Here is a 24,227-nt window from a genome sequence, read left to right as displayed (position 1 = left end):
TAAGGATTTCTGTGAAACTCCCGGTGTGCTTTGTGAAATAATTCAATTAACAGTTGCTTTAAGTTCGTTGGTCGTTATATAAAGATAAGTTACGCGTGTTCCTCCTGCATCATAAAGGAGGGTGTAGCTGGAATCATCAAAATTGATTTTATTGTTCTTCATCTCTATATTCCAAGTACCTTCAATAGTCCCTTCCTGAGACATGAGTCTCAAGTAATGTTGGGTTATGGTATTCAATGACTGTTCATTTCCTGCTGTGATGGCTATATTTGGTACCATTGTCGTAGAGCTGATATTTGCCCAGGAATATTCGGTATCAGCACCGCTGTCATATTTCATTATATAGGTATCACTGATGAGATCATATGTACAATTTGCAACTTTATTTCCTTCCTGGACTATTGGAAACTCACTATAATCCGGATCATTGCTCTTGAGCTGTACCCATATTTCCCAGTCATCACCAGTGCCAACAGAAGAATCGGAGTACTTTATATGTTCTATGTAATTCTTGGTAATTTTATATTCCAGGTGCTTTGTCCCTGCTGAAGCAGTTACAGTCATTTTTTTGATAGAATTAAAATTTGATGCATCTTTTGATACTGCTTCAAGGTAGTATGAAAAATTGTATATGGGTTCGGGATTTGATTCATTCAGTTGAACTATCTTAAAATTGTAGGCCAATGGATATGTTCCCATCTCTGGTACGGTATCAAGGTCCAGAATTGCTGTTTTGTTTTCGTCATCAAGGGTTGCTGTGGTGGTTATTAGTGTTTCCGCATATTCTGCCCATCCATCATAATAATCACTCTGGATGTAGATGATTATCTTGTCAGCCTTGAGAGGATTGACAAAAAGGCTGTTCTTGGTACTATTCGGGAACAGTATATCTGGATCGCTGGTTGATGCAACGGAAATCGCTGCATTTGTACTTCCTGAAACTGAAGTATTTCCTGTTATTTTCATAATAGGAATTGTTAGTGTTTCACCATTGAAATGAAACTCTGGTGGTGAAATCATTACCGTCCCACCGGTGGGATATTTAGACCACACGCCACCGCCTTCATAGGCAATGATCCTTTCTCCTGAAGTATAAACTATCTTTCCCATGGATGCGTTGAATCCTGCAAAGTCTGGTTCGTTCTCATAGCTTTTCCATGCATCCCAATATTTGTGATTTTGATAGAAGTTGTTATACCATGAAGTGTTGGATGACAATACTACTACCATTATTCTATTTTCATCATAGGTCTCATCATTTCCCAGTACTTCGACATCTCCTCCCATAAGGGAAAGGCCCGTCGTCTGAAGAGGAGCTTCTCCGAGGGCTGTCTTGCTGGTTCTGGAGTCAAAAACTGTGAATCCCTGCTCAATTTTTTGAGCCTGGGCCATATCTTCCATGCTTTCTATTGCGGGTAGTGTGTAGAGGACCATTATACCTATTGATAGGAGCGTGATTGCAAACATGATTGTAATTCCCACAACCGATGAAACTGCAGCTTTATCTTTTAAAATATTTTTGAGCACTGTTGTCACCTGCTAAAGTATTAATCGATCCTCACATCCATCGCTGAGTTTACGATATACACATCAATATTCGGATTGTAATTCTTACTTGCAGTAAATGTATTGTTGGCTGCATCAACGTCTACTATCTGCATCTCCATTGATTCATTCAGGTATTTTTCCCATGCTTTAAAATAATCACTCGTTATGCTTATGTTTACATGTGAGACGTTTTGATAGCTGTTTATGGACCTTGTCCCGGCATCAGTTGTCACACGCACAAGTCCTGAACCGGAAATGGAGTCTGCACCCGAAACACTTCCGTCAGGGATCACCAGAACGTTATTTGCATAGGTAAAACGTGGCTCAGATGCCATAATTGCTTCTCCTGTGCTGTATTTGATCCACACTCCGGTGTTCTCATAACCCGTAGAAGTATCTTGAAAATCATTCTCTATCTTTCTCATCTGTTTTCCATAAAATGATGAGCTAAACGAATCTGATGAACTGTTCCATGTCTGCATAGTTATGCCAATCTGGCTGTTTCCCGTAACAGACAAAGACCCCCCGTACATTTTCAATTCGACTGATTGTGTAGGAGCATTTCCGAATACTACCTTATTGATATTGAGGGCCAGTACCTGGAAACTTTGTTTTATATTTTCGGTATGATGGGCATCCTGCATGTCTTCCAGAATCGGTACGCCAGCAACTATGATTATCCCGGTTGCAAAGAGTATGATGGCTAAAATGATGCTGTAATCAACAATTTCCGATACTGCATCATTCGAATATTTAAATGATTTTTCCATATACATCTTCCGGTTTAATCGATTTCTATCATGTTCGTGTCAGGATCATAGTATAATATGAAATCATCAGATCCGCTGAAAAGTTTTACCGACGCGACTTCGGTTTCATGTACCTTGTAGGGTACTTTTACCCGGGTAGCATACTTCCCGTGGGACTCGAATATGATCTCACTAGTCTGGTTCGATATCTCCATTGAATACTGTTGGCCTGCGATCTCATCAGGAAGTGGTAATTCAAAGAAAAAACTACCTACTTCCCCTCCTGCATTCTTGGTTATCTGTACGGCAGTATCGATGTTCGATATCTGTAATGCCATATCGTTACCGTGTATCTCAAATTCGTCTCTCATTATTGTATGTTCGGCCCTGTCTATCATATCGTAAAAAGAGCTGATCACAACTACCATAGTTATTACTGTAATAGCCAGGGTTAACACGAAACCAACGGAAACGGATATCGCTCTCTCATCATCTTTGAATTGCCGGATCATATCTGCCCCTTTGGTAACGTAATAGGTATTGTCGAATTAATCTCAAGATGTCCGTTCTTGTTCAGTTTCATGGTGCTATTGACGATATGTACTCGTTCAATGTAGAATTGCTCTCCGTTAACTAGATCGCCTGATGTCAGAAATGTACCCATTGCCTGACTTCCATTTATGAATTTGATGCTGTAAGTTTCTCCTGAAGTTTGACCGGAAAAATAAAAATTGAATGGAATTCCATCAATCTCATTGCCTATAATATCAATGTCAATAAACGTACCGTCTTTAGAATTCAGTATGGAACTGCTGTCGTACACAGTGAGGTTGATGTCACCACTTGAATTGAACAGACTGGCTGACCAGATTGTACCTGACTGATTATTAATTTCTATTACAAACTTGTTTGATTCATTCCCCAGAGTGGATGCATTAAGCCTGGATAAGGAAAATGAATCTGTATAATTAACCCTTTCGACAACTATCCAGTCATCGTTTCCGTCACTCAGACCATTTTGCGTAAAATAAGCATCCTGCAGTGTTCCTGAATCAAGGGAAAATATGAATCCTGAGAATGAATAGCTCTTTACAACTTTTTCTGAGTAGTTTGCCAGGTAAGCATTGAATTTGGCATTGTCTGATCCGCCATTTGAGTCTGCATAAGCTTTCTCATAGGCTTCGACGGTGATTTGTACAACGTTGGAATAATCAAAGACGTTTGTCTCGATACTGGAATCTGAGGCTGTGTTACTTGCATAAACGATGTTGTTAAGCATGACAGTCAGAACTACGATGCCTATTCCGACAATAAAACCGGCAATCAATATCATCTGACCGGATTCGTTCAGTCTTTTCATGTTAACACCTGTTTCACATTCGCCATAATGTCATCTTCACATCAACAAGATTATAGAAATCCGTACTTGTATCGGCATCAGGTATGCCTGTATCGGATCTGAATTGGGAAGTATCAGCTATATCTGAGTTAGACAACAGCACTCTCCTCGAAACTATTACCGCATTATCCGAAGGTTCGCCGTTGTATATGTAAGGCAGGGTCATAATTGTCCCTGTGCTACCGATCACAGCAAATTCTACATTGTGTGCTATGCCTTTGGGAGTAATCACAGATTCCAGAATTCTGGCAGTTGAACTGCTGGCAAGGTCATTTCCTGCCTCAGATGTGTATGTTTTTGAGTTCCAGGTATATTTCTCTCCGTCCCAGTTCAGTATGTCTTCTTTGAGGCTGGAATTCTGCCCGTAGTGGGAATGGTCAAGCACATTCAACATATCCCGGCCCATTGTCTGAAGCTGTGCTTCTATGTGGGCATTTGCCGTTGAGGATGTAAGGGGAGTGAGAGAAGTTGCCTGGACAGTGAAAATTATTATTCCCGTAATGATTATGAGAGTCATGAGAGCTTCTAGGGTGTGTAGCTGGGCTGAAGCATCATTTCTCATTTCCCAAAGGTACTTTCCAAGTTTCATGTTACCACACTCTTATGGCTAACATTGCCTGGTATTCATCACCAGTGCTTTCATTCTGAACCAGCACTATTCTCTTTGTCTGGCCGATATTTCCATACAGAGGTAGAACCTTGCCCGCAGAATAGTCGATTGTTCCCGATGATGTGTTCTGCATTGTGATGTTGAGATTGTAACTCAGGAACGAGCTATTCATACCATAGTAATCGATGGTGCCTTCATAATTTGCATTCACCTGACTGAAGAAATTATCAACCTTTGTACCGTTCAGCAGGTTTGGGGTCCGGGGATTCCCTGCGCTCATGCTTTGCTCGATTATGCTTGTCGATATCCTGTCAGCGACTAATGTAACTTCGTCTGAGTTGGACTGGAATGGAGTGAAAAGACCTGTTGTATATGAAAATACAAAAATTATACTTACCAGAAATATTGCAATACCGATGAGGTAATCTATGTGCATTTGGGCATTGTTGTTCATGAGCGCATAATATCAATTGTGTATTAGTTACATTCGAATATTTTGGTCGCTTATTATATATATTTGTTCATAATAGTATTATCTATATTTAATTGGAGATATATCCAATATTTTATTCAACAATGGTGTTTTTAAAAAAGCTTCAGGGGTGCGTTAAGTGAAGTATTCGAAAAAAATCTTTCTGGTCATTTCTTTGTTTTTAATGTTCAGTGTGTCAGCCTTAGCCTTGGACGTGGTGATCCTGCCCATTAACAATGAGACCAATGTAGGAGATCCGGTAGATATCAGTGTATTGGTGATGAACGATTCGACGCCTGAAAATAATGCACTTGTTAATTTCACGACTAGTTTGGGTTTATTTAATTTGCCGTCGAACTACACAAACTCTTCAGGAATTGTCGAGGTGACGCTAAACTCTACGGTTTCCGGGGTTGCAGACATCAATGTAAGTTCCGGGGGCTTTTATAACTCCACTAATGTGACTTTCTCCCCACTTTCTGTAAACTCGATCATGATCACAGGTGGCCACACTGAAGTAGCAGGCAATGTCTCAAACTTTACATTTACACCATTAGATGCTTTTGGCAATATTAATTCAAGTGAAGACATTGAACTTAACATCCTCATACATGACGTTTTTGGAAATACTGTCCATGATATTGATCTTGCAGGCACTCCATCCACAATAACCTCTCTTTTTGCTAACGAATCAGTCTACACATCAGTGGATTCTGCAGGAAGCACCCCTAATTTTACATTGAGCATTAATTCCACAATAGCCGGAAACATTTCCATTAGTGCATCTCTTGGCTCTGCAAGCAATTTGAGCTATCTTCAAGTGCAGCCTTCTGATCCCCACAGTATGGTCATGGCATACAACGATGAATACACCGTAAACACCAGTTCCTCATTTTCTGTGAGCATATATGATGTTTTCAATAATCCTGTTGAAGGGGTGAACATAGCTTTCTCGGTCACTTCCCCCGCAGATACGATCTACAATAGTCCAACGGAGTATAATTCTGCCTACATTGCAGACAGCAGTGGTCTCACAGCCCTTGATGGGTCATTCTCCACCCAGTTAATAACCGATAAGCGTGCAGGATCAAATTTAATTGAGGTGTCGGCAGTAAGCACTAGCATTAAACAAAATATCACCGTAACCGGTACTGCAGATGATGTGGAAGATCTCTTCCTGTCTTATTCCCCCGGAACGGTACTGGCAAACAATGAAGATTCATATTCCCTTTCAGCCAAGCCTACAGACCAGTTTTCAAATCCGAAGATACCCCTGGTGTCCCCAATAGAGGAACAGGTTTACTTCTCACTGAATAGCAATAGTGTGATAGTGCCACTAAGCGATCAGGGTGTTGCCAGCATGATTGTAGGTCCAACTCCTTACATTGAAGATGTAAGCGTCACGGCAACTTACAAGAACAATACCGGATTAACAGGTATTTTCAATACAACTGACATTTATTTTGTCGGAGGTAATCTTTCGCGTATAGATATGTATGCGGTACCGAATGCCGTGCTGGCACAGAATTTGAGTGGAAACCATGAATCAACCGTTTCTATTGTTGCAATTGATGAATGGGGACATACATTGCCGAATATTGATATTGTCCTTAATAATACTGACACTTCATTCGGAAGCCTATCTGTTGAAGGAATCAATGCAACAAATCTTATCAATGTGACTACAGATTCAGACGGAAAGGTTAAAGCCACTTTCATAAGCAGCAATTTTTCAGGAAATGCAACTTTTACGGCAACATCCGGTGATGTAAATTCGTCTACTGTGGTTGCTGTCAAAGCTGAACCTTTCCTCAGTGTAGACCTTAAAGTGGACCCTTCTTCAACAATAAACACCGGTGAAAAAATCAATATAACTACAATTATATCGATAGAAGGTGAACTACCTATCTACAGACCGGCTGCAAGTGCAATGCTTGTTCTTGATCGCTCAGGAAGTATGGATCCTGATTATTATGCAGGTGATCCTCTTGATGTTGTTCTGGTGATAGACAGGTCAGGAAGTATGAAATATTTGGGTACTGACCCTGAGCAGCCATTGACAGATGCCAAGGGTGCAGCAAAAGCATTCAAGAACAATCTTGCATCGAATGCCTTGGTGGGTGTGGTTTCTTACAGTGGTAGTAGTACTAAAGATTTAGAATTGACATTATTAAATAGTGCTTTTAACAAGAGCCTGGTAGATTCTGCAATCGATCTATACACTGCCGATGGTGGTACGGCTATGGGCGATGCTATGGCCGATGCTAATGAGCTTCTTATTGCCGGTCGCTCAGAGTCCCGCAAAGTTATGATAGTTTTGACGGACGGTAAAGTCACTGCAGGCAGTGACAGAGATGGTGAAACTGCTGTAGCGGTTGCGAATGCAAACGGAATAAATATTTATACAATAGGTCTGGGTTCCAGTAATTATCTTGATGAATCGTTGTTGCAAAGTATAGCTTCATCAACAGGTGGTAAATACCACAATGCACCAACAAGTGCAGAATTAGATGCGATCTATTATTCTATTGTACAGGAAATAAGTGACTACGATATAAGTGAGGTGCAATATGGTGTTGAAGGTTTCACACCTTATGATTATACTTTCTCAAATTCACTATCTGGAGTTGATTCCTATGAAACTACGTTCCTAATAAATGAGACTATCAATGACCTGAAAGTGCAGTTGGACTGGACTGATTCGGCGAAGAATCTGGACATCCAGTTGAAAAGTCCATCGGGTCGGATATACGGAGATGGAAATGATACCACCGGATATTATCCGAACGAAACTGCCGAAAGCTCCGAATATATCTGGATACATCCTCTGTCATACACTTATCCGGACACCGATGATGACTATGTGGAAAACGGGAACTGGACATTGAAGGTATCGAAATCAGGAAGTGGAACTGAATCGTTCGATGTATCCACATACATTGATAAGAAAAGTGCCACTATCCTGTCTTCACATGCTTTCATGACAAGCTTCGATGAAGTTACGGGCGACAAGGCAGGTCTGGTACTTTATAGTTACGATTCTGTAAATAGCACTAGCAACCAGACCAGCTATGTGTATGACAATAGTAGTTGGGTTGGATACTTTGCTGCAGAAAGTGATGCTTTCCACAATTTCAATGTCACCTGGGATGATGGTGCAATTCTTAATGTAAATCTTTATGATGGTGTTGACTTGCTAAGTTCTTCAAATGGAACAGGCTTTGCAATGGTAAATAGTTCCCTGTCAAACAGTGAAACATACTATATTGAAGTTATCAAAAACTCCAGTTCAGGAGCAGATACCAAGTTCACCATAGATGTCTCAAGCTCAAATTCCCAGTCTTCTGTAATGATGGCTTATTATGATAGCAATGGAGGAGGTTCCACTCCTAAATATCGAGATTGGGATGGTTCGGAATGGTCTAATGAACAGTCTGCAAATTATGTTGGTGCAAGACCACGTTATGTAGTAATGGAAGCAAGTCCTGTTAGTAGTGAAATGATTCTTGGTACTTCTGATGAGTACCGTGATGTTAATCTCCAGGTTTGGGGTGGTAGCTCCTGGAGTTCTGCTACTCAGGTGACAGGCAACCTTGATTCCTATGAAAGAAGAGGTTTTGATATCGCTTATGAGCAGGTATCAGGTGATGCAATTGTAGCTTTCATGGATATGAACATAAATGATGGGGTTGCACGCTATCAGGTCTGGGATGGTAATTCATGGAGTAGTGAGTCCGCAACGGTTGGTACAAACCCGGGTGCTGGAGATGTTGGCTGGCTGGAACTTGCATCCAGTCCGGACTCTGATGAAATCATACTCGTGACACTTGATGATGAGAGGGATATTCGTGCCCAGGTCTGGGATGGTTCTTCATGGGGCAACTCTACCACAATAACAAATAATGCCAGGGCAACAAGCTACAAGTGCTTTGATGTTGTCTACGAACAGGGCACAGGCAGGGCAATGGTTGTCTGGTCAGATAGAACTGATAATGATGTGAAGTATGTCATCTGGAACGGTAGTTCATGGAGCAGTGCTATTGATATAGATTCTTCCCTGAGTGAGCGAGTTTACTGGGTAAAAATGGCAGCAGATCCGAATTCAAACAATATCATAATGGTTTCCCAGGATCGGGGATATGATGTTTACAATAATACATGGGATGGTAGCTCATGGACATCCAGAGGCAGAATTGAAACTTATACCGAAACTTATGGCAGAAGGGCAATGGATGTTGCTTATGAACAATCAAGCGGGACAGGTATGGTTGTATGGGGTGATGGTGGCTCAACACCTAAGTACAAAACATGGGATGGTTCCTCATGGAGCTCCGAATCATCAGCATCAAGTATTGGTGGTGGGGATGTAAGGTGGGTTCAGTTGACATCCAATGGTGCTTCAGATGAAATATTCCTGATGACCTCCGATAATACTGATGACATAAATGTGCAGAGATGGGATGGTTCTACATGGGGTGATGCTTTGCAGGTTGAATCCAGCTCAACTGATAACTATGAATGCTTCGATGTAGCTGTGTTTTCACAGAGTATGTCATCACCAATGACAACTGTCTCATGGACTGAGTGGACGGCTGAAGTGACGTCTACTCTGGAAAACGATTCATTGCCACATCTTGAGAATTCGCTTGATACTATCACGGCAGATGGTCTTACGGCTATTGATGAAGGTATCTTTTTAGCAAACAATGAACTATCCTCTGTTGCTGGAAACTCTACAATTGTGTTGATGACAGACGGCCTTGATAATGCAGGTTATCATTCTATTCTTCAGGAGGCTCAGAAGGCAGACGCCAATGGTACTGTGATCTATACGGTAGGTTTTGGGAATAATGAGTCGGAGGTTGACCCCGTACTGGCTGAAATTGCCAGCCTGACCGGCGGAGAATATTATTTCGCTCCGAATTCAAGCGTACTGGAGAATATCTTCGTAGGCATCGCCAGCCAGCTGACTAATTTCAGTGCCCAGGGACCGGTACTGAACATAAATGTTCCGTACAACTATATATCCCAGGATTATAGTGGAAAGGTTACGTATGTTGGTGGAAGCAGCAATCATACTACTGGTAATCAAACTCTGTTTACATCTCCTTCCTATCCGGGTACAGCCAGTTCTGAACCTACAATCAACACTTCCGGTTCGAAGACGTCTCTTGAGTGGCAACTACCAAACCTTAAGCCGGGAGACAAATGGGGTATATGGTATCAGTTGATTGTAGAAGGTGAAGGATATATTCCAGTAATAATGTCTGATTCAACTGTTACATATACTGATCTCTCCGGAAAAATCGTTGAAGTCTACGTACCTGCCGCTGGAGGTGCGAGCATGGGTGGAAGCCATGCTAATGGTTCTTCGTATAATCTTGGTTCTTTGCACGTGGTTCCTGATGAGAGGATTATGCTCATTGGTGATTCTACAGGAATTAACGTATTTGTTAAGGACATAGAAGGTAATAATAGTCTGGCGTATGTGCATCTTTACACCAGCCTTGGTTATTTCAATGATCATGAGAATCCGGTGAATATTAGCGTCGTAGGTTCAGGAAATAAGGTTAGTTTCAATAGTGCAATTGCAGGAAAAGCCTACATTACTGCATACGCTTACAACCCAAATCCTCCTCATGATATGATTCAGGTAAGCGATGAGTTGGTTGTCAGGCCAAAGGGAATGATAACTATAAGTTGAAGGAAATTGTGCAGCACAATTTCCTGACTTCTTCATTTATTTAGGGTCTATTATACTGTACCATCTATTTTTTTGTGCGGCATGATGTCGAAAATAGCTTGTTTTTCGATCTGAAACTTTTCAGTTTTTCATGTTTGTTCCTATAAATGCAAGTCATTTTTCTTTCAATTATTCAATATTTTGCCTATATCATCATAATGATGCTCTTAAGAAATATCTAGTTACTAAACATTTATATGTAACATAGTCAACAACCACCATACGAAATGTTGGTGGTACACATGTCTACTAAGGATATACACACTGGAAGTTTTCCTGGCAAAGTTGCCAGAGTAGCACTATTTACAATATTTGTTTTGATTGCATTTACGTTTCAAGCATCTGCTTGCCATGTAGGCGATAAAGTATGGAACGATCTGAATTTAAATGGCATTCAAGATGACGGTGAACCTGGTATTGAGGGTGTTGAAGTAAAGTTATTCAGACATTACAACAATGGCACCGTTTCTTATATTGAGAGCACGACAACTGATGAGGATGGCAAGTACAACTTTTCAGTGAGATACAGAAAATGTTATCATCTTCAATTTGAATTGCCTGAAGGATATGCTTTTACTTCGCAGGATCAGGGTACACATGATTATCTTGACAGTGATGTAAACATCACAACCGGTGAGACAAAAAAATTCAAGATATGGAGAGCTAGATTTTATAAAAAGTGGGATGCTGGCATGTATGAACTCGCAAGTGTCGGCAATTTTGTCTGGAAGGATGTGAACAACAATGGTGTACAAGATCAGGGAGAGCCAGGAACTGAAGGTGTTACGGTTGAACTGTATGATTGTACGGGGGAATTTGTAGCTTCTACAAACACTGATTCAACAGGATTCTATGAATTCACAGGGCTTCTGCCCGGCAGCTATTATATGAAGTTCATCCTGCCAGATGGATATGTTTTCGCTCCTTATGGCCAAGGTGGTGATCCTGCAAGTGACAGTGATGCAGGAGATGGCGGAGTAACGCCTTGTTTTGATCTTTCAGCAGGAGAATACAACGAAATTATAGATGCAGGTCTTTTCACTCATAATGAGGAAATACCTGAATTCCCAACAATTGCTTTGCCAATGGCTGCAATCCTTGGTCTGGCATTTGTGTTCCAGCGCAGGAAGGAGTAAACTATACTCCTTCTCTTCTTTTTATTTTTGAATTTATTCTACAAGATACAGAATGCAAAAAAAATAGTGTTTCCATTTAAGAGAACGCTTTTCTCAAATGGAATGATGGTCAAATTTAAGTTATTTCAACATATACGATATGCTTGCTAACAGTAAGTATTGTTTCATTCTTTCGGGCAGAAACCGTTGAATCAGTACTGTTTGTTATCTCGAATCCTGTTTCTTCAAGGTATTGTTTCCATTTGGGAGCATATGTACTGTTGATCTGGAGTGTGACATCGGTCAGGCCGGATGACATATTCATTTCACTTGCTCCGTGTTTCATCATAACAGTCGCAATTCCTCTTCCTGCCATTCCTGTATCCCCGGTTACTGACACAATCCCGATAGTTGTTATGCTGACGTTATTAATGGTATCTATGTACATGGGAGGTTTTGATACCATAAGCATGCCTCTTGGAGGATATCGTTTAAAAACACTCCCCATTTCATAAGTAATGGCCTTGTCATCTTTCAGGAACTCTATATCCCCGATGGAGCTATGAATCGTATTATTATCATAGCTGATAGTGATCGACGAACCGTTGCCTACTGAAATAGAAGTTCCCTGAAGCTTTACTTTGAGTATCTTAACAGGGGCCTGGTCAAAGGAAACTTTTTTCATATTACCCTGAAGTACTATGAAATTCTGCTCTGCACTTTCAAACACGTTTGCATCCATATTCGACTGTAGTGCAGGATATCCGACAGCATAGATAACACCCATTGACAACGTTACAATTGCAAACAATATAATGTATCCAACTGCTTCGGATACTGCAGCATTATTTCTATCTTCTCGAGTCATAGCTGATCATGTGGTTTGTGGAGCTGCTTGAAGCAGTCCCGTTTATGGGCATTGTCGTAGCTATTCCGCCGATGGTTACTCTTACTTTTTTGTCCGACGATAATGAAGAGACTTCTATTATCTGGTCTGTAATTGCAACATCCGCGTTGATTGTATATTCTTCACTTCCTGCTCTTGCAGGTATTCTGTACCCTGTCTCTATTTCTCCGTTAGCGGGAAGTATAAGGTACATGTCGGTTATCATAGTACTCATCATATTTCCGATGTCACTGAATTCATTCTCCATCACGACATCGTTAGGGCGCTCTATGAATATCTCGTCCGCATTGAGACTTATCATCAGAAAAAAAGAAATGCATATAATTGAAAGCAAGATGTATTCCAGTAAAACAGAAACTCCCTGTTCATCATTTAATATATTTCTCATTTTCACACCTCTATTATTTCAGGATTTGCGACATAGCGGCTTTTTCCGTTAAGGTATGTAATATCTACTTTCAGGGTGCTGATTTCGGAAGAATTCGTTCCATTGATAGTTGAATAATTCATTCCTACCATTGTAACATCAACGGTTTCCCCGTGAATTGCGTAAAGTGATTTCATTTGTGAGCTGCAGTTGTTAAAAATATCTTCATAGATGCTTTGTAAACTTTCATTAGTTGTTCCGTTTATCTTGTAAGAAAGATCCTTCGCTATCTTTGCATTTTCCCTGGTCTGCAGGTTTAGCTCACGAATATTCTCTTTAGGAAATTCAAGAGCTGCATCAGATGAATAATAACCTGCAATGACGGCCTGGTTGGCCAGCACTGCAAGACTAATGATTATTAGAGATATGACCAGTCCGGAGAGGGCTATCCATTGCCCGCTTGTATCCTCTTTCATATTCTCCATGCTGTTAGTTTCACCTCCACAATCAATACTTCGTCATTTGCTATGTTCCACGATCCGCCTGAACTAACAACATCTGAGTTGGTAAGAGCTACAAGACGCCTGACTACGACTGCATCTTCAGTCGGTGCGCCGTTGATTATTACCTGCTTTTTGCTTAAAACGCCGTTCTTAAAATATGAGAGGTCTACATTGTATTGTGTTCCCGACAGCAGATATGAGAGTTCACCATCAAGGGTGTCCAGATTGTTTCCTGTAACGTTTGATTCTTTCATGTCCCAGCCTGCAATGCACTCAGTCAGGTTGTACTCAATTGCTGTGTCCGGTGCCATGTCAAGTACTGCGAGTGCGTCGGATGATACCTGTTCAAGCTGGACAGTCATGGACAATTCGTTTTGAGGAGTGACTATCATTGTACTCTGGACTATTGTGAGCATTGTCAATGTCATCAGTACTGCTGCAGCCAGACCTTCAAGTGTGTGAAGCTGTGCCCTGTCGTTCATTGCCAGACCTCCACAGTAAGATAGGCAGGTTCATACAGAATCTCGTTCCTGTCCCTATACTCCAATGTGGGAGGAGCGCTTTGAGTGAAAGACACATTGTTAAAAATAAATTCCAGCTGATGTGTCTGATTAGTGTTGAAAAGACTGTAATTGAATTCCAGGCATAATAAATCCGTACTATCCAGCTTCCCGTTAAATGTTGAATATTTCCAGCCTGCTTTTTTGTATGCTGTATAATTTGAGGAAGCGACAAGAGTAGTACCGTTCAATGTGATATTCTCAAACGTTGGATTTGTTCCGGTTACATTAAAACTGCCAATCTGTATCGTTATGTTGTCACTATATGGCCCAGTGACGTTCAGGATAGCCATTTCAGATGGTGGTGCATGTTTTGTTGTAAGTTCGGCTGCATCAAAGTATGCTGCATTTCCGGTTTCCACCAGGACTATACGTGTTATTTTTGCTATCTCTCTGTCAACAGGGATTGTTTCTCCTCTCTGGATAGCCGTATTGTTGAGGACAAAAGGCACATTGTCCCTTGTGATGGAAATATTGTATCCATAGGAGAAAATTGCGTCGTTGACGTTATTGTACAGGCCAAGTTTCTCAACAAGTATGCTTTTATTTACCAGCATCATCCGTTCAATTTTATTTTTTGACAAAAGATTGGGAGTATTGGTTAACTTTGAAGTATTATCATCATCAACCGCAAGACCTATTCTGAGAATATCGTCAGGATGTTCTTCCCATTCTGTTCCACTTGTCATACTGTTGCCCCACCATCCTGTATCTTCGGCGAGTACGGCAGATGTACGATAAGCTGTATAGTCAAGACTGCTCTCTCCTGCGGAGCCGGGAATGAAAAGTCCCGGAATAAATTGAACCGTGAAGGTAAGTGCAATAAGGAACAATGAAATTCCAAGAAGGAAATCTACTGAAATTTGCCCATCTTCATCCATCATTTTATATGTATATATATAATATTATATAAAAATGGTTTGTTTGCACAGAAAAATTTGAGGCTACCATTCCGCATAGAATGTTTTATGTCTTCTTGATATGCTTTTGTAAAAAGCAGATGAGTTGGGAATTGAGTTTAAATCCTTCGACTTGCACAATTCCTCTAGCAATCGAGCTATTGCAATATGTCTGGAAAATATGATGCTTCTTCTCCTGAAAAGAAAATACTTTGCAAACTAATGCTGACATATTTGTCTTTCCCATCAACTCCTCATGCTAAGGATGCCATAAGATCGTTCCTGCTCACATGCAGGTAAGTTATACTGCCCGGCATGCCGTCATAGTAAAGGGTCAGGGTGGATTCATCATAATCTACAGGGTCTGATCCTCCTCCTTTGCCTTTTCCACTGCCGGGATGATCTAGAACGAAAATCACTGATCCTTCCATTGTGATGAGCTTCATGTAATGCTGGGTAAGGTTGTAGAGTGATGTCGTATCACCGTTGGTATAGGCGATATCCGGATCAATACCTAACGAACTATTATTGTCCCATGAAAAATCACTGCTCTCGTCGTACTCAAAGGTAAATGTCTGACTTAAGAGGTCTACTTCAGCAGCCTGATCATCTTGTTTGCCACTTACAGGGAAAATATCCATTCCATCCCATGTTTCAACTCCTCCTCCGGTGGCTGTGTCTTCGTAGATGACACTCATGATTAGCTGGTTTGCACCTCCTTTCTTCGCAAGTGTATAGGTTAGTTTCCTTGTGCCTGAGGATGCAGTTATCCTGTAGTTGCTGGGATTCAGCCCTGCAGAAGCCCTTGCTTCAAGGTCAAGAGAGAAATTGTATATTGGTGCAGGGTTTGACTGGTTTACTGCCCCTACCTTGAAAGCCTGTTTCAGTCTATCTTTTCCCATTGCAGGGATTACTTCCAGCTCTACAATGGCAGTCTCATTTGCATCATCTGTTTCAGCACTAGTATACGCAAGGGAATTTGCATAGTCCGCCCATGCGTTATAGAACTCACTCTTTATATAGATGAGAACTTTATCCGAGTTAAGTGGATTGACTCTCTTGGAATCTGCCGAAGGGTTGGGATACAGTACAGTTGGCATATTATCGGAACTGACAGTGACATCCACATCGGTTGTTCCGCTTGATCCCTCATTTCCGACAACTGTCATGATGGGTAATGTGAGTGTCTCGCCGTTGTAGTGGAATTCCGGAGGTGATATCATAACTGCCTTGCCAGTGGGGTACTTTGACCAAATGCCGCCACCTTCGTATCCGATTATCCTGTCTTCTTTTGTGTAGGTTATGCTGCCCATAGAAGCATTGAATTCATTCATTTCACTCCAGCTAATATACGGTTCCCATGCTCCCCATCTATGTCTGCTTCCCTGAAAACTGCTATACCACGAGGCATTCATGTCTACACAGATAATAACTATGCTGCTTTCATTATAGGAAGCATTGTCACCGTTTACTTCTACATTTCCTTCCATGATAGAAAATGAGGTTGTCTGGCTTGGAGATTCTCCCAGGGCTACCTTGCTTGTTCTTGAGTCAAATACCGTGAAAGCCTGCTCTACCCTCTGGGCGTTTGCCATATCCTGCATGTCACTAATCGTAGGTGTTGCGTAAAGCAGGATCACACTTATGGATGTAACAGTAAGCATCAGGATAATGAGCAATCCGACAACGGCAGAAATAGCTTTTTCTGATCCAAGCAGGTTTTTCAAAATTCGTCACATCCTTTTTCATTCTACTGTTACGCTCATAGGTGATATGGTGATCACAACGTCTATATTCGGGTTGTAGTCCCTGCTGGCAACAAAAGTATTGTTGGCTGTATCAACATCTACTATCTGCATTTCCATCGATTCGTTCAGGAACTTTTCCCATCCGTCGTAGTAATCACTCGCCATTGTTATGTTTACATGTGAAACATTTTCCAGTCTTGCAACCGATAACTGTCCCCCGTCAGAAATTACCCTGATGAGTCCCGATCCTGAAATTCCTTTGGAACCGGCGATTGTTACCATTGGTATCAAAAATGTATTCTCGCTATAAGCAAAATCAGGTTTTGATATAGCTATGGAACTTCCCTGAGGATATTTTGCCCATGCTCCGGTGTTCTCGTAGCCGATTGAAGTATCCTCAAATTTGTTTTCTACCATTCTCAGTTGTCTCTCAACAGACAGCACTTCTATGGAAGATGTCGATTCATTCCATGTCTGCACGCTCACGTTCATATAGCTGGTTCCCGTGACAGAAACCATTCCTCCGTGCATCTTAAGTTCTACTGACTGTGAAGGCGCTTTTCCATAAACTACTTTATTCATGTTAGGTTTGAGGACTGAGAAACTCTGCTCTATATTCTCGAGATGTCCTCTTTCCTGCATATTCTCGAGCATCGGGTATCCGGCAACTCCAATCATTCCCACAGCTAAGAGCATAACACCTAGAGTAATCGTGAAATCAAGTACCTCTGTGAGGCCTTCTTCGGATAAGTTAAGATCCTTGTGTTTGTCCTCTTTGCTAGTCATATGTTTTTCACTTTCAGTTTATCTCTATAGTATTGGCAGCCGGGTTGTAGTTTATCCGGTATTCTCCTTTTGAGCTGTAAAGGGTTGTTGAAAGAAGGGTTGTATCTTCAGTTGAAAATGGTATTTTTACCCTGGTATCATCTCTTTCTTCCGAGGAAAAAATCATTTCGTTTGTCGCATTGGAGAACTCAATAGAGTATTCTTTTCCTGCAATTTTATCGGGGAGCGAGATCTCATATCTTATCTCTCCAACACTTGAACCCGACCTTATTGCAGTTCCTGCCATTGTATCAATTGTTGTAATCTTTACTGCGATATCATTTCCATGTATCTCGAATTCGTCACGCATGACAGTTTGTTCTGCCTGATTCATCAATGAGTAGAATGATGTCAGGATGATCACAAGTACCAGTACCGTAATTGAAAATGTAAGAATAAAACCTATCGAGAGGGAAACTGCATTTTCGTCTTTTGCCAGCGTTCTCATTGAACTCCTCCTGGCAGTGAAATGGGGATCGTTCTGTTGATTACCATTTCTCTGGAAGACATTGTGATTGTGGGGTTTACCACCCAGTATCGCGCCTGTGTGAAAGGCTGGTCTGTTGAAAGATTACCTGACAGGAAATATGTTCCAATCGCATGGCTTCCGTTTATGATATTTATCGAATATTCCTTTCCTGCGGTACGATCTGAGAAACGGAACCCTGGGATGATTCCCGATCCATCTATCAGGTCGCTTGTTATATTTATTTCTCCGGTATTACTCTGGTAGTTCCCGATGATTGATGATTGGTCCGAGATGGTGATATTGATTTTTCCGCTTGAATTGTAAAATTCCATTGACCACAATGTATTTCCTGAAATATTGATGGCCTGTATCGTGACTCTGTTGGATTCATTGCCGAGTTCGGATGTATCTGGAATTGAAAGTGCGAATAAGTTTGTGATTTTTATATTTTCTACAAGAGTCCAGTCGTCTTTGCCGTCTGCAAGTCCGCTCTGTGTGAAGTACGCTTTTGAGAGATTGCTGTTCCGGCAGGAAAATGTCAGGCCTGAAATCCCGTAATTTGATGATGCTTTATCAGTATAATTTCCAAGATATTCTACAAAGGAATCATTATCAAATGAGCCACCTTTTATGGCATACTGGTAGGCATCTTCATGTGCTTCGGTTGTTATCTGGATGGCATTTGCTATATCGTAACGTGAAGTGTCGATACTGGATTCCGAAGCGATATTGCTTGCATAGATCACATTATTGAGCATCACCGTGAGAACTACTATGCCGATACCCACTGCAAAACCTGCGATCAATAACAACTGTGCGGAATCATCAAGTTTTTTCATGTCATCACTTTCCGGAATTCACATTCTCCAAAGCGTCATTTTAACGTTAACAATATTGTAAAAATCAGTGCTACTATCAGCATCAGGGATGCCGGTATCTGCGGTAAAAACAGATTTATTGCCTACATCATTGTCTGATAATACTACTTTCTTTGAGATTATCACTGCATTATCAGAGGGGTCTCCGTTGTAGATGTATGGTTCATCTGACATAATCCCATCATCTGTAACCCAGCTAAAGTGGACATTGTGCGCAATTCCCCTTGGAACTGCTATCAATTTAAGGACATCTGCCAGTGAACTGTCCTGAAGGCCTTTGTTCTGTGAATCTGTTGAACGGTAGCCAGAGCCATTCCATACATATTTTGTTCCATCCCAGTTCTGTATGTCTTTTTTGAGCTGTGAATCCTGTCCGTATGCGGAATATGCAAGCGCACTGAGCATATCCTGTCCCATTGTCTGAAGCTGTGCTTCTATATGGGCATTGGCTGTTGAGGATGTAAGTGGTGTAAGTGATGTTGCCTGGATTGTGAATATGATTATGCCGACCATTATCATGGAGGCAACAATAGCTTCAAGCGTATGCATCTGAGCAGAGTTTTCCGCCGCGGATTCAGGTGACGTTTTTCCCTTCATGTTACCACACCCTGAATGACATAACGAGGGTTTCGGTATTTCCTGAAATGTCATCCTTCGACAGGACGACCCTTCTGGTCTGTCCGACATTCACACCGGCCGGAACTCGTTTTCCAGCTGCATCTATTACATCAGTACTGTTTTCCAGTGTAACATTAAGGTCATATCGCAGGTAACTGCCGTTCATACCCAGAGAGTCAATAAGTGGGTCGTAGTTCCCATCAAGTTCGGTAAAGAAATTGTCCATCTCTGTCTTGTTGACAAGGTTAGGGGTACTTTCATCTCCGGCGTTAAGCCTTTTTTCGACAAGAGTAGTCGATACGCGATCGGCAATAAGCGTGACTTCATCAGAATTGGACTGGAAAGGTGTAAAAATCCCGGAAGTGAAATTGAACACGAATACGACGGCGAATAAGAAAACTGTGATGCTGATAAGATAATCTATGGTGATCTGGCCTTTGCTATCCATAATTCTTACTTCAATATAGTAATCAATAATATATAAACAAAAGGTATGTTATAATCGGGATGAGTAGACTCTATATTAAAATTGGGCCCATGCCAAAATTTTCCTAGGAATAAACCCGGAGACGGGCAATCTTAAAAACGGAGAGTGCGTATCATACCTCCTGATGGATGAGATAAGGATTATCCACACCGCGGATACGCATTTAGGCTATCGCCAGTATCAAAGTGAAGTGCGCAGACAGGATTTCATGGATGCTTTTTCAAGAGTGATAGATGATGCTATTGAAATGAAAGCTGATGCCGTAGTGCATGCAGGAGACCTTTTTGATTCAAGGAACCCGACACTGGATGACATATTGGGGGCTATGGAGCTCTTTTCCAGATTAAAAAACGCCGGGATTCCGTTGCTGGCAATAGTTGGAAACCACGAGAGTAAACAGAGTACCCAATGGCTGGACCTTTATGGCAGCATGGGGCTTGTTATACGGCTTGGTGCAACGCCTTACAGGCTTGGGAATGTGGCTATTTACGGAATAGACTGTGTTTCCAAATCCCGCATCCCTTTATTTGACTATTCCGTTTTTGATGGCACGGTTACTGATGCACAGCATAACCTGCTTGTGATGCACCAGCTTATGAAGCCTTTTCCTTTCGGGGAATGGGACGTACATGAGGTAATTGGCTCCCTTCCATTTGATGTAAATGCAGTGCTTCTGGGAGATAACCACAAACATGAGATCATCAAAGTGGATGATGCCTGGGTGACTTATTGCGGTAGTACCGAACGTAACAGCACCTCCGAACGCGAGCCCCGTTCTTACAATATTATTACTGTCAACGAGGAAGGAGTTGATATCAGCAGGCGTATAATCCCTACCAGGGACTTTGTTTTCATTCCTGTTCATCTTGAGGGGGATGCGGATGCTTACACTGAGATTTTTTCAGCCATAAAGGAACATGACATTGAAGATAAGATCACATTTGTCAATATATCCGGAGACCCGACGGCCAAAGTCACATTTAGTGAAATTGAAAAGTTCCTGCTCTCCCGCAATGCCCTCGTGCCCGGAATAAAAGACCTCAGGACAGGGGAGGTATCTCTTGATGATGCCCGGATGCATGTTTCCTTTGCAGACCCTGATGATGCGGTAAAGGAAGAAATCAGGAAAATGCATCTTACCGAGGGTGGACTCCTGATTGACGAGATTGTAAGGGACTCGAAGGTTGTAAAGACAAAGGTAGATGCTGAAGTTGAAAAAAGGATTGGGGAATTGATAGATAATACTGATTTTTCGGAAAGTGTTGTCATAAGGTCCGTAGGCCGGGATGAGTTCCAGATGTCCGATGGACAAAGCGGTGAAGTGTCAATACCTGCGGTTAATGTCGATGTCGATGCCATTCCTGCTGAAAACACTGAGGTAATGAGTGAGATTTACAGGGATGAAAGCGTTACTTGTACAGAGTCTTCTACTCCTGCGGAAGGGGAAGTGGTTTCGCAGGAAGAATCTCATCACGAAGAAGATACACTTAATTCGGAAAGTGAGGATGAGACATCTGTAAAGAGTACAACTGATCATGAGGTAACAAAAGATGAAACTCCTTCTGATGAAAGTTCTTCTTCAAAGGAGGAGATCGATCATAAACCCCGGCAGTACAATCTTGGTGACTACCTATGATGATAAAAAGGCTGAAAATCCAAAACATAAGGAGTTATGAAAACCTGGATTTATCCTTCGAAGATGGTGTGACAGTAGTCTCGGGGGTTAACGGCAGTGGAAAATCCAGCCTGCTTGAAGCCTGTTTTACCTGTCTTTTCGGGAGCAAAACGCTTGATAAGGAATTTGTTCTCTCTGATATCATACGCAAGGGTGCTACAAAGGCATCCATTTTACTTGAATTCGAGCAGAACGGGCATGATTATTACATTGAACAGACTTTCAGGAACGACCCGGAAAAAGGCCGTGCCTCCAATACCGGTGCAATCCTCAAAAAGAACGGGGAGATAATTTTCGACCAGGCATCACGCACCTATGAAGCTGTCAGGTCACTGTTGAATATGGATGAGGAAGCCTACAGGAACTGCGTTTACATCAGGCAGGGTGAGATTGATGTCCTGATCAATTCAAAGCCCAAGGACAGGCAGAAGATGATCGATGACCTGCTAAGGCTTGGTAAACTGGAAGAATACCGGGAGCGGGCATCCGGAGCACGTATCGGTGTTGGTCGCCACCAGAGAGATGCCGAAAGGCGCATCAAGGAAGTGACAGCCGATATTCAGGGGATTGAAAATTCAAAACCCGGTGAACGGCTGGCAGAGTTACGTTCACGTTCCAAGAATTTGGAAAATTCCATTTCTTCCCTCAATGAAAAAAGGGACCGTGCCCTTTCCTTTAAAGATGAGGTTTCGAAAAAGATCTCTTCGTTCAGGGAACTTGCAGGGAAAAAAAGTGCTGTCCAGGCACAGATCAAAGATTTCGGCGAGAAGAAATCCAAAGCTTATGCCCAGATAGAGTCCCTGTCCGGGGATATTGCATCCAGGAAGGATGTCCTTGAAAAGACGCAAAAGCAAATCGATGAGATGCGCTCGAAACTAGGTGTCACTGGTGATGATATTGAGACTGTGGTCGTAGAGCTTGATGGCAAAGAGCGCACATTGAGGGACAAATTAAGCAGCATCATTAAGGACAAAGCGGTTTGTGAAAAGGAGTTATCAGGTCTGTCTTTATCCGTTGAAGAGAACAGGAAACAGGCAGGTTTGCTGGAAAGGTCAGGTGAGGAAACAGGGAAAAAGATAATTTCTGTGGAGGCAGAGGTCCACAAGATACAAAAGACGATTGAAGACGCCGAGACAGCAAGATCCGCAGTATTATTGTCTATCGAATCTATGGCTCTCACGCCTGAAAAACTCGAAAACATCGAAGAGATATTCGACTTGGTCAATGATCAACTAAAGAACCTGCACGGAAAGGAGAGGGAAATCTCAGTGAAGATGACCGATCTGCGTGGAAATATCAAAAGGTCAGAGGAATTACTGAGCAAGGGAAAGTGTCCTACCTGCAGCCAGGATCTTCAGGGATCGGCTATCGAAGAGACTACCCGGGCCGATTCCCTCAAGGAAAAAGAACTTGCTGGGGAGCTCTCCACTCTGAAAAAGAAGCAGGAAGACCTGGAATCAAAGCTTGACAGGGTAAAGAAAGCCAGAGTGCATAAAACAGATATTGAGAATAAGGCACGTGAAATCAAATCTCTCAATGACCAGTTGTCTAACCAGGAAAAGATGTTAGAAGAATATCAATCTCATGTCGAGGACAACGAAAAAAAGAAAGAGGAACTTCTTTCACAGAAAATATCCCTGGAGAGTTCACTATTAAAGCTTAAAGATAATCTCTCTCAACTGGAACGGGATGCTGTAGAAGCTCACAAAGAACATGAAAAGTCCCTTGAGCTCCTTGGAACTGCGAGGAATGTACGAAAAAGCCTTATCGAAATTGAAAAGACTTTGTCTGATATCAGTAAAATGGAGGAAAGGATAACAGGTATCCGGGAGATGGTATCTCTTTTTGATAGCCAGGTTGCTGAGAAGAAGATTCATCTCAATGAGCTAGGGGAGCAGATGGGTGAGCTTGATATTGCTGAACTTGAGTCCCGGCTTAAGGATTATGAGGTTGCATTCAAAAATATAAATTCCGAGATTGCAAAATTAACAACGGAAAAAGAAGGACTGACAAAGCAGGCCGGGATGGTTGAAAGTGAGTTAAAGCGCCTCGAAGATCTCAAAAAGATGCTTAAGGTGCTCAAGAATAAATCTGCTTACCTGAATGCGGTTTATGAAGATGCTGAAGGACTGGAAGCAATGTACATGAGGGTGCGTGCACAATTGCGCTCAAACAACATTGGCATCCTGGATGCGCTTATTAACGAGATATTTGCTTTCATGTATTCCAACAATGCATATTCTCATATCAGGCTTGACCATGAATACAACCTGACAGTATTTGAGAAGGATGGTACCCCTCTTGAACCTAAACTGTTGAGTGGTGGGGAAAGGGCCATCTTCAATTTGGTACTCAGGTGCGCCATATATCGTTTACTTTCACTTGGGATGTCAGGGGAAGAATCGGGGCTTCCGCCGCTTATAATGGATGAACCTACAGTTTTCCTGGACCGGGGCCATGTTCAACAGCTTATAAAACTGATAGATATGATGCGTGATATCGGTGTGGGGCAGATTCTTGTGGTGTCCCATGATGACTCACTAATTGATTCGGCAGATCATGTTTTTATGGTAGAGAAAGATCCGATTTCCAACAGCTCATCAATTTATGCCAAATAGTGTTAAGATTCATGAAGGATTCTTTGACCTGAAAAAG

The 24,227-nt window shown here is 41.8% G+C and carries 21 protein-coding genes; 4 read left to right on the top strand and 17 right to left on the bottom strand.

All coding sequences use genetic code 11. The annotated features are described in order from the left end of the window. Positions 1-42 precede the first annotated feature (42 nt). The 6 genes from V7O62_RS08100 to V7O62_RS08075 are packed head-to-tail and all read right to left on the bottom strand — an operon-like array spanning position 43 to position 4,760. Complete coding sequence (locus tag V7O62_RS08100; protein ID WP_406655744.1) at positions 43-1,527, bottom strand: hypothetical protein; 1,485 nt, start codon at positions 1,525-1,527, stop codon at positions 43-45. Between the two features lie 20 nt (positions 1,528-1,547). Then, positions 1,548-2,318: a hypothetical protein gene (locus V7O62_RS08095; protein WP_406655743.1), complete on the bottom strand. Its 771-nt coding sequence runs from the start codon at positions 2,316-2,318 to the stop codon at positions 1,548-1,550. A gap of 14 nt (positions 2,319-2,332) precedes the next feature. After that, entirely contained in the window at positions 2,333-2,809 is a 477-nt protein-coding gene (locus tag V7O62_RS08090) for a hypothetical protein (RefSeq protein WP_406655742.1), read from the bottom strand. Then, entirely contained in the window at positions 2,806-3,657 is an 852-nt protein-coding gene (locus V7O62_RS08085; RefSeq protein WP_406655740.1) for a hypothetical protein, read from the bottom strand. The genes V7O62_RS08090 and V7O62_RS08085 overlap by 4 nt, the downstream gene beginning before the upstream one ends. A gap of 13 nt (positions 3,658-3,670) precedes the next feature. Then, the gene (locus V7O62_RS08080) at positions 3,671-4,285 is read right to left on the bottom strand and encodes a hypothetical protein (RefSeq protein ID WP_406655739.1); all 615 of its coding nucleotides are present in this window, start codon (positions 4,283-4,285) and stop codon (positions 3,671-3,673) included. A gap of 1 nt (position 4,286) precedes the next feature. After that, the gene (locus tag V7O62_RS08075; RefSeq protein WP_406655738.1) at positions 4,287-4,760 is read right to left on the bottom strand and encodes a hypothetical protein; all 474 of its coding nucleotides are present in this window, start codon (positions 4,758-4,760) and stop codon (positions 4,287-4,289) included. A 202-nt stretch (positions 4,761-4,962) separates the two neighbouring features. On the opposite strand from V7O62_RS08075, the gene V7O62_RS08070 reads away from it, so the two are divergent. Beyond that, the gene (locus V7O62_RS08070; RefSeq protein ID WP_406655737.1) at positions 4,963-10,482 is read left to right on the top strand and encodes a VWA domain-containing protein; all 5,520 of its coding nucleotides are present in this window, start codon (positions 4,963-4,965) and stop codon (positions 10,480-10,482) included. A gap of 281 nt (positions 10,483-10,763) precedes the next feature. Then, a complete protein-coding gene (locus V7O62_RS08065) occupies positions 10,764-11,657 on the top strand; it encodes an SdrD B-like domain-containing protein (protein WP_406655736.1) in 894 nt (297 codons plus the stop codon). Positions 11,658-11,772: 115 nt separating this feature from the next. On the opposite strand, the gene V7O62_RS08060 is transcribed toward V7O62_RS08065, so the two are convergent. The 11 genes from V7O62_RS08060 to V7O62_RS08010 all read right to left on the bottom strand — a co-directional run bounded on the left by V7O62_RS08060 (position 11,773) and on the right by V7O62_RS08010 (position 19,858). Further along, positions 11,773-12,504, bottom strand: a complete 732-nt coding sequence (locus V7O62_RS08060; RefSeq protein ID WP_406655735.1) for a hypothetical protein — start codon at positions 12,502-12,504, stop codon at positions 11,773-11,775. Further along, positions 12,488-12,931, bottom strand: coding sequence for a hypothetical protein (locus tag V7O62_RS08055; protein ID WP_406655734.1), 444 nt, complete (start codon positions 12,929-12,931; stop codon positions 12,488-12,490). The genes V7O62_RS08060 and V7O62_RS08055 overlap by 17 nt, the downstream gene beginning before the upstream one ends. A gap of 2 nt (positions 12,932-12,933) precedes the next feature. Then, the gene (locus V7O62_RS08050; RefSeq protein ID WP_406655733.1) at positions 12,934-13,395 is read right to left on the bottom strand and encodes a hypothetical protein; all 462 of its coding nucleotides are present in this window, start codon (positions 13,393-13,395) and stop codon (positions 12,934-12,936) included. Next, complete coding sequence (locus V7O62_RS08045) at positions 13,383-13,895, bottom strand: hypothetical protein (protein ID WP_406655732.1); 513 nt, start codon at positions 13,893-13,895, stop codon at positions 13,383-13,385. The genes V7O62_RS08050 and V7O62_RS08045 overlap by 13 nt, the downstream gene beginning before the upstream one ends. Then, a complete protein-coding gene (locus V7O62_RS08040; RefSeq protein WP_406655731.1) occupies positions 13,892-14,857 on the bottom strand; it encodes a hypothetical protein in 966 nt (321 codons plus the stop codon). Before V7O62_RS08040 ends, V7O62_RS08045 begins: the two co-directional genes overlap by 4 nt. 269 nt (positions 14,858-15,126) lie before the next feature. Continuing rightward, entirely contained in the window at positions 15,127-16,599 is a 1,473-nt protein-coding gene (locus V7O62_RS08035; protein WP_406655730.1) for a hypothetical protein, read from the bottom strand. Positions 16,600-16,617: 18 nt separating this feature from the next. Next, the gene (locus V7O62_RS08030) at positions 16,618-17,406 is read right to left on the bottom strand and encodes a hypothetical protein (protein ID WP_406655729.1); all 789 of its coding nucleotides are present in this window, start codon (positions 17,404-17,406) and stop codon (positions 16,618-16,620) included. Between the two features lie 13 nt (positions 17,407-17,419). Then, positions 17,420-17,893, bottom strand: coding sequence for a hypothetical protein (locus tag V7O62_RS08025; RefSeq protein WP_406655728.1), 474 nt, complete (start codon positions 17,891-17,893; stop codon positions 17,420-17,422). After that, a complete protein-coding gene (locus V7O62_RS08020; RefSeq protein WP_406655726.1) occupies positions 17,890-18,753 on the bottom strand; it encodes a hypothetical protein in 864 nt (287 codons plus the stop codon). The genes V7O62_RS08025 and V7O62_RS08020 overlap by 4 nt, the downstream gene beginning before the upstream one ends. Positions 18,754-18,771: 18 nt before the next feature. Further along, positions 18,772-19,389 (bottom strand): hypothetical protein, encoded by a 618-nt coding sequence (locus V7O62_RS08015; RefSeq protein WP_406655724.1) that lies wholly within the window; start codon positions 19,387-19,389, stop codon positions 18,772-18,774. A 1-nt stretch (position 19,390) separates the two neighbouring features. Then, the gene (locus V7O62_RS08010) at positions 19,391-19,858 is read right to left on the bottom strand and encodes a hypothetical protein (protein WP_406655723.1); all 468 of its coding nucleotides are present in this window, start codon (positions 19,856-19,858) and stop codon (positions 19,391-19,393) included. 163 nt (positions 19,859-20,021) lie between these two features. On the opposite strand from V7O62_RS08010, the gene V7O62_RS08005 reads away from it, so the two are divergent. Continuing rightward, on the top strand, positions 20,022-21,533 hold the full coding sequence (locus V7O62_RS08005) for a metallophosphoesterase (RefSeq protein ID WP_406655722.1): 1,512 nt from the start codon (positions 20,022-20,024) through the stop codon (positions 21,531-21,533). Continuing rightward, positions 21,530-24,190 carry an AAA family ATPase gene (locus tag V7O62_RS08000; RefSeq protein WP_406655721.1) on the top strand — a complete coding sequence of 887 codons (2,661 nt, stop codon included), beginning with the start codon at positions 21,530-21,532 and terminating at the stop codon, positions 24,188-24,190. Before V7O62_RS08005 ends, V7O62_RS08000 begins: the two co-directional genes overlap by 4 nt. Positions 24,191-24,227: the final 37 nt, after the last annotated feature.

It is taken from the genome of Methanolobus sp. ZRKC2, from assembly GCF_045291185.1.
GTDB lineage: Archaea > Halobacteriota > Methanosarcinia > Methanosarcinales > Methanosarcinaceae > Methanolobus.
This window is presented reverse-complemented; position numbering and strand designations above follow the sequence as displayed.

Coding starts and splice junctions, on each gene's coding strand:
- V7O62_RS08095 (WP_406655743.1), bottom strand. CDS start 2,318: ATGGAAAAATCATTTAAATATTCGAATGATGCAGTATCGGAAATTGTT.
- V7O62_RS08090 (WP_406655742.1), bottom strand. CDS start 2,809: ATGATCCGGCAATTCAAAGATGATGAGAGAGCGATATCCGTTTCCGTT.
- V7O62_RS08085 (WP_406655740.1), bottom strand. CDS start 3,657: ATGAAAAGACTGAACGAATCCGGTCAGATGATATTGATTGCCGGTTTT.
- V7O62_RS08080 (WP_406655739.1), bottom strand. CDS start 4,285: ATGAAACTTGGAAAGTACCTTTGGGAAATGAGAAATGATGCTTCAGCC.
- V7O62_RS08075 (WP_406655738.1), bottom strand. CDS start 4,760: ATGAACAACAATGCCCAAATGCACATAGATTACCTCATCGGTATTGCA.
- V7O62_RS08070 (WP_406655737.1), top strand. CDS start 4,963: ATGTTCAGTGTGTCAGCCTTAGCCTTGGACGTGGTGATCCTGCCCATT.
- V7O62_RS08065 (WP_406655736.1), top strand. CDS start 10,764: ATGTCTACTAAGGATATACACACTGGAAGTTTTCCTGGCAAAGTTGCC.
- V7O62_RS08060 (WP_406655735.1), bottom strand. CDS start 12,504: ATGACTCGAGAAGATAGAAATAATGCTGCAGTATCCGAAGCAGTTGGA.
- V7O62_RS08055 (WP_406655734.1), bottom strand. CDS start 12,931: ATGAGAAATATATTAAATGATGAACAGGGAGTTTCTGTTTTACTGGAA.
- V7O62_RS08050 (WP_406655733.1), bottom strand. CDS start 13,395: ATGGAGAATATGAAAGAGGATACAAGCGGGCAATGGATAGCCCTCTCC.
- V7O62_RS08045 (WP_406655732.1), bottom strand. CDS start 13,895: ATGAACGACAGGGCACAGCTTCACACACTTGAAGGTCTGGCTGCAGCA.
- V7O62_RS08040 (WP_406655731.1), bottom strand. CDS start 14,857: ATGATGGATGAAGATGGGCAAATTTCAGTAGATTTCCTTCTTGGAATT.
- V7O62_RS08030 (WP_406655729.1), bottom strand. CDS start 17,406: ATGACTAGCAAAGAGGACAAACACAAGGATCTTAACTTATCCGAAGAA.
- V7O62_RS08025 (WP_406655728.1), bottom strand. CDS start 17,893: ATGAGAACGCTGGCAAAAGACGAAAATGCAGTTTCCCTCTCGATAGGT.
- V7O62_RS08020 (WP_406655726.1), bottom strand. CDS start 18,753: ATGAAAAAACTTGATGATTCCGCACAGTTGTTATTGATCGCAGGTTTT.
- V7O62_RS08015 (WP_406655724.1), bottom strand. CDS start 19,389: ATGAAGGGAAAAACGTCACCTGAATCCGCGGCGGAAAACTCTGCTCAG.
- V7O62_RS08010 (WP_406655723.1), bottom strand. CDS start 19,858: ATGGATAGCAAAGGCCAGATCACCATAGATTATCTTATCAGCATCACA.
- V7O62_RS08005 (WP_406655722.1), top strand. CDS start 20,022: ATGGATGAGATAAGGATTATCCACACCGCGGATACGCATTTAGGCTAT.
- V7O62_RS08000 (WP_406655721.1), top strand. CDS start 21,530: ATGATGATAAAAAGGCTGAAAATCCAAAACATAAGGAGTTATGAAAAC.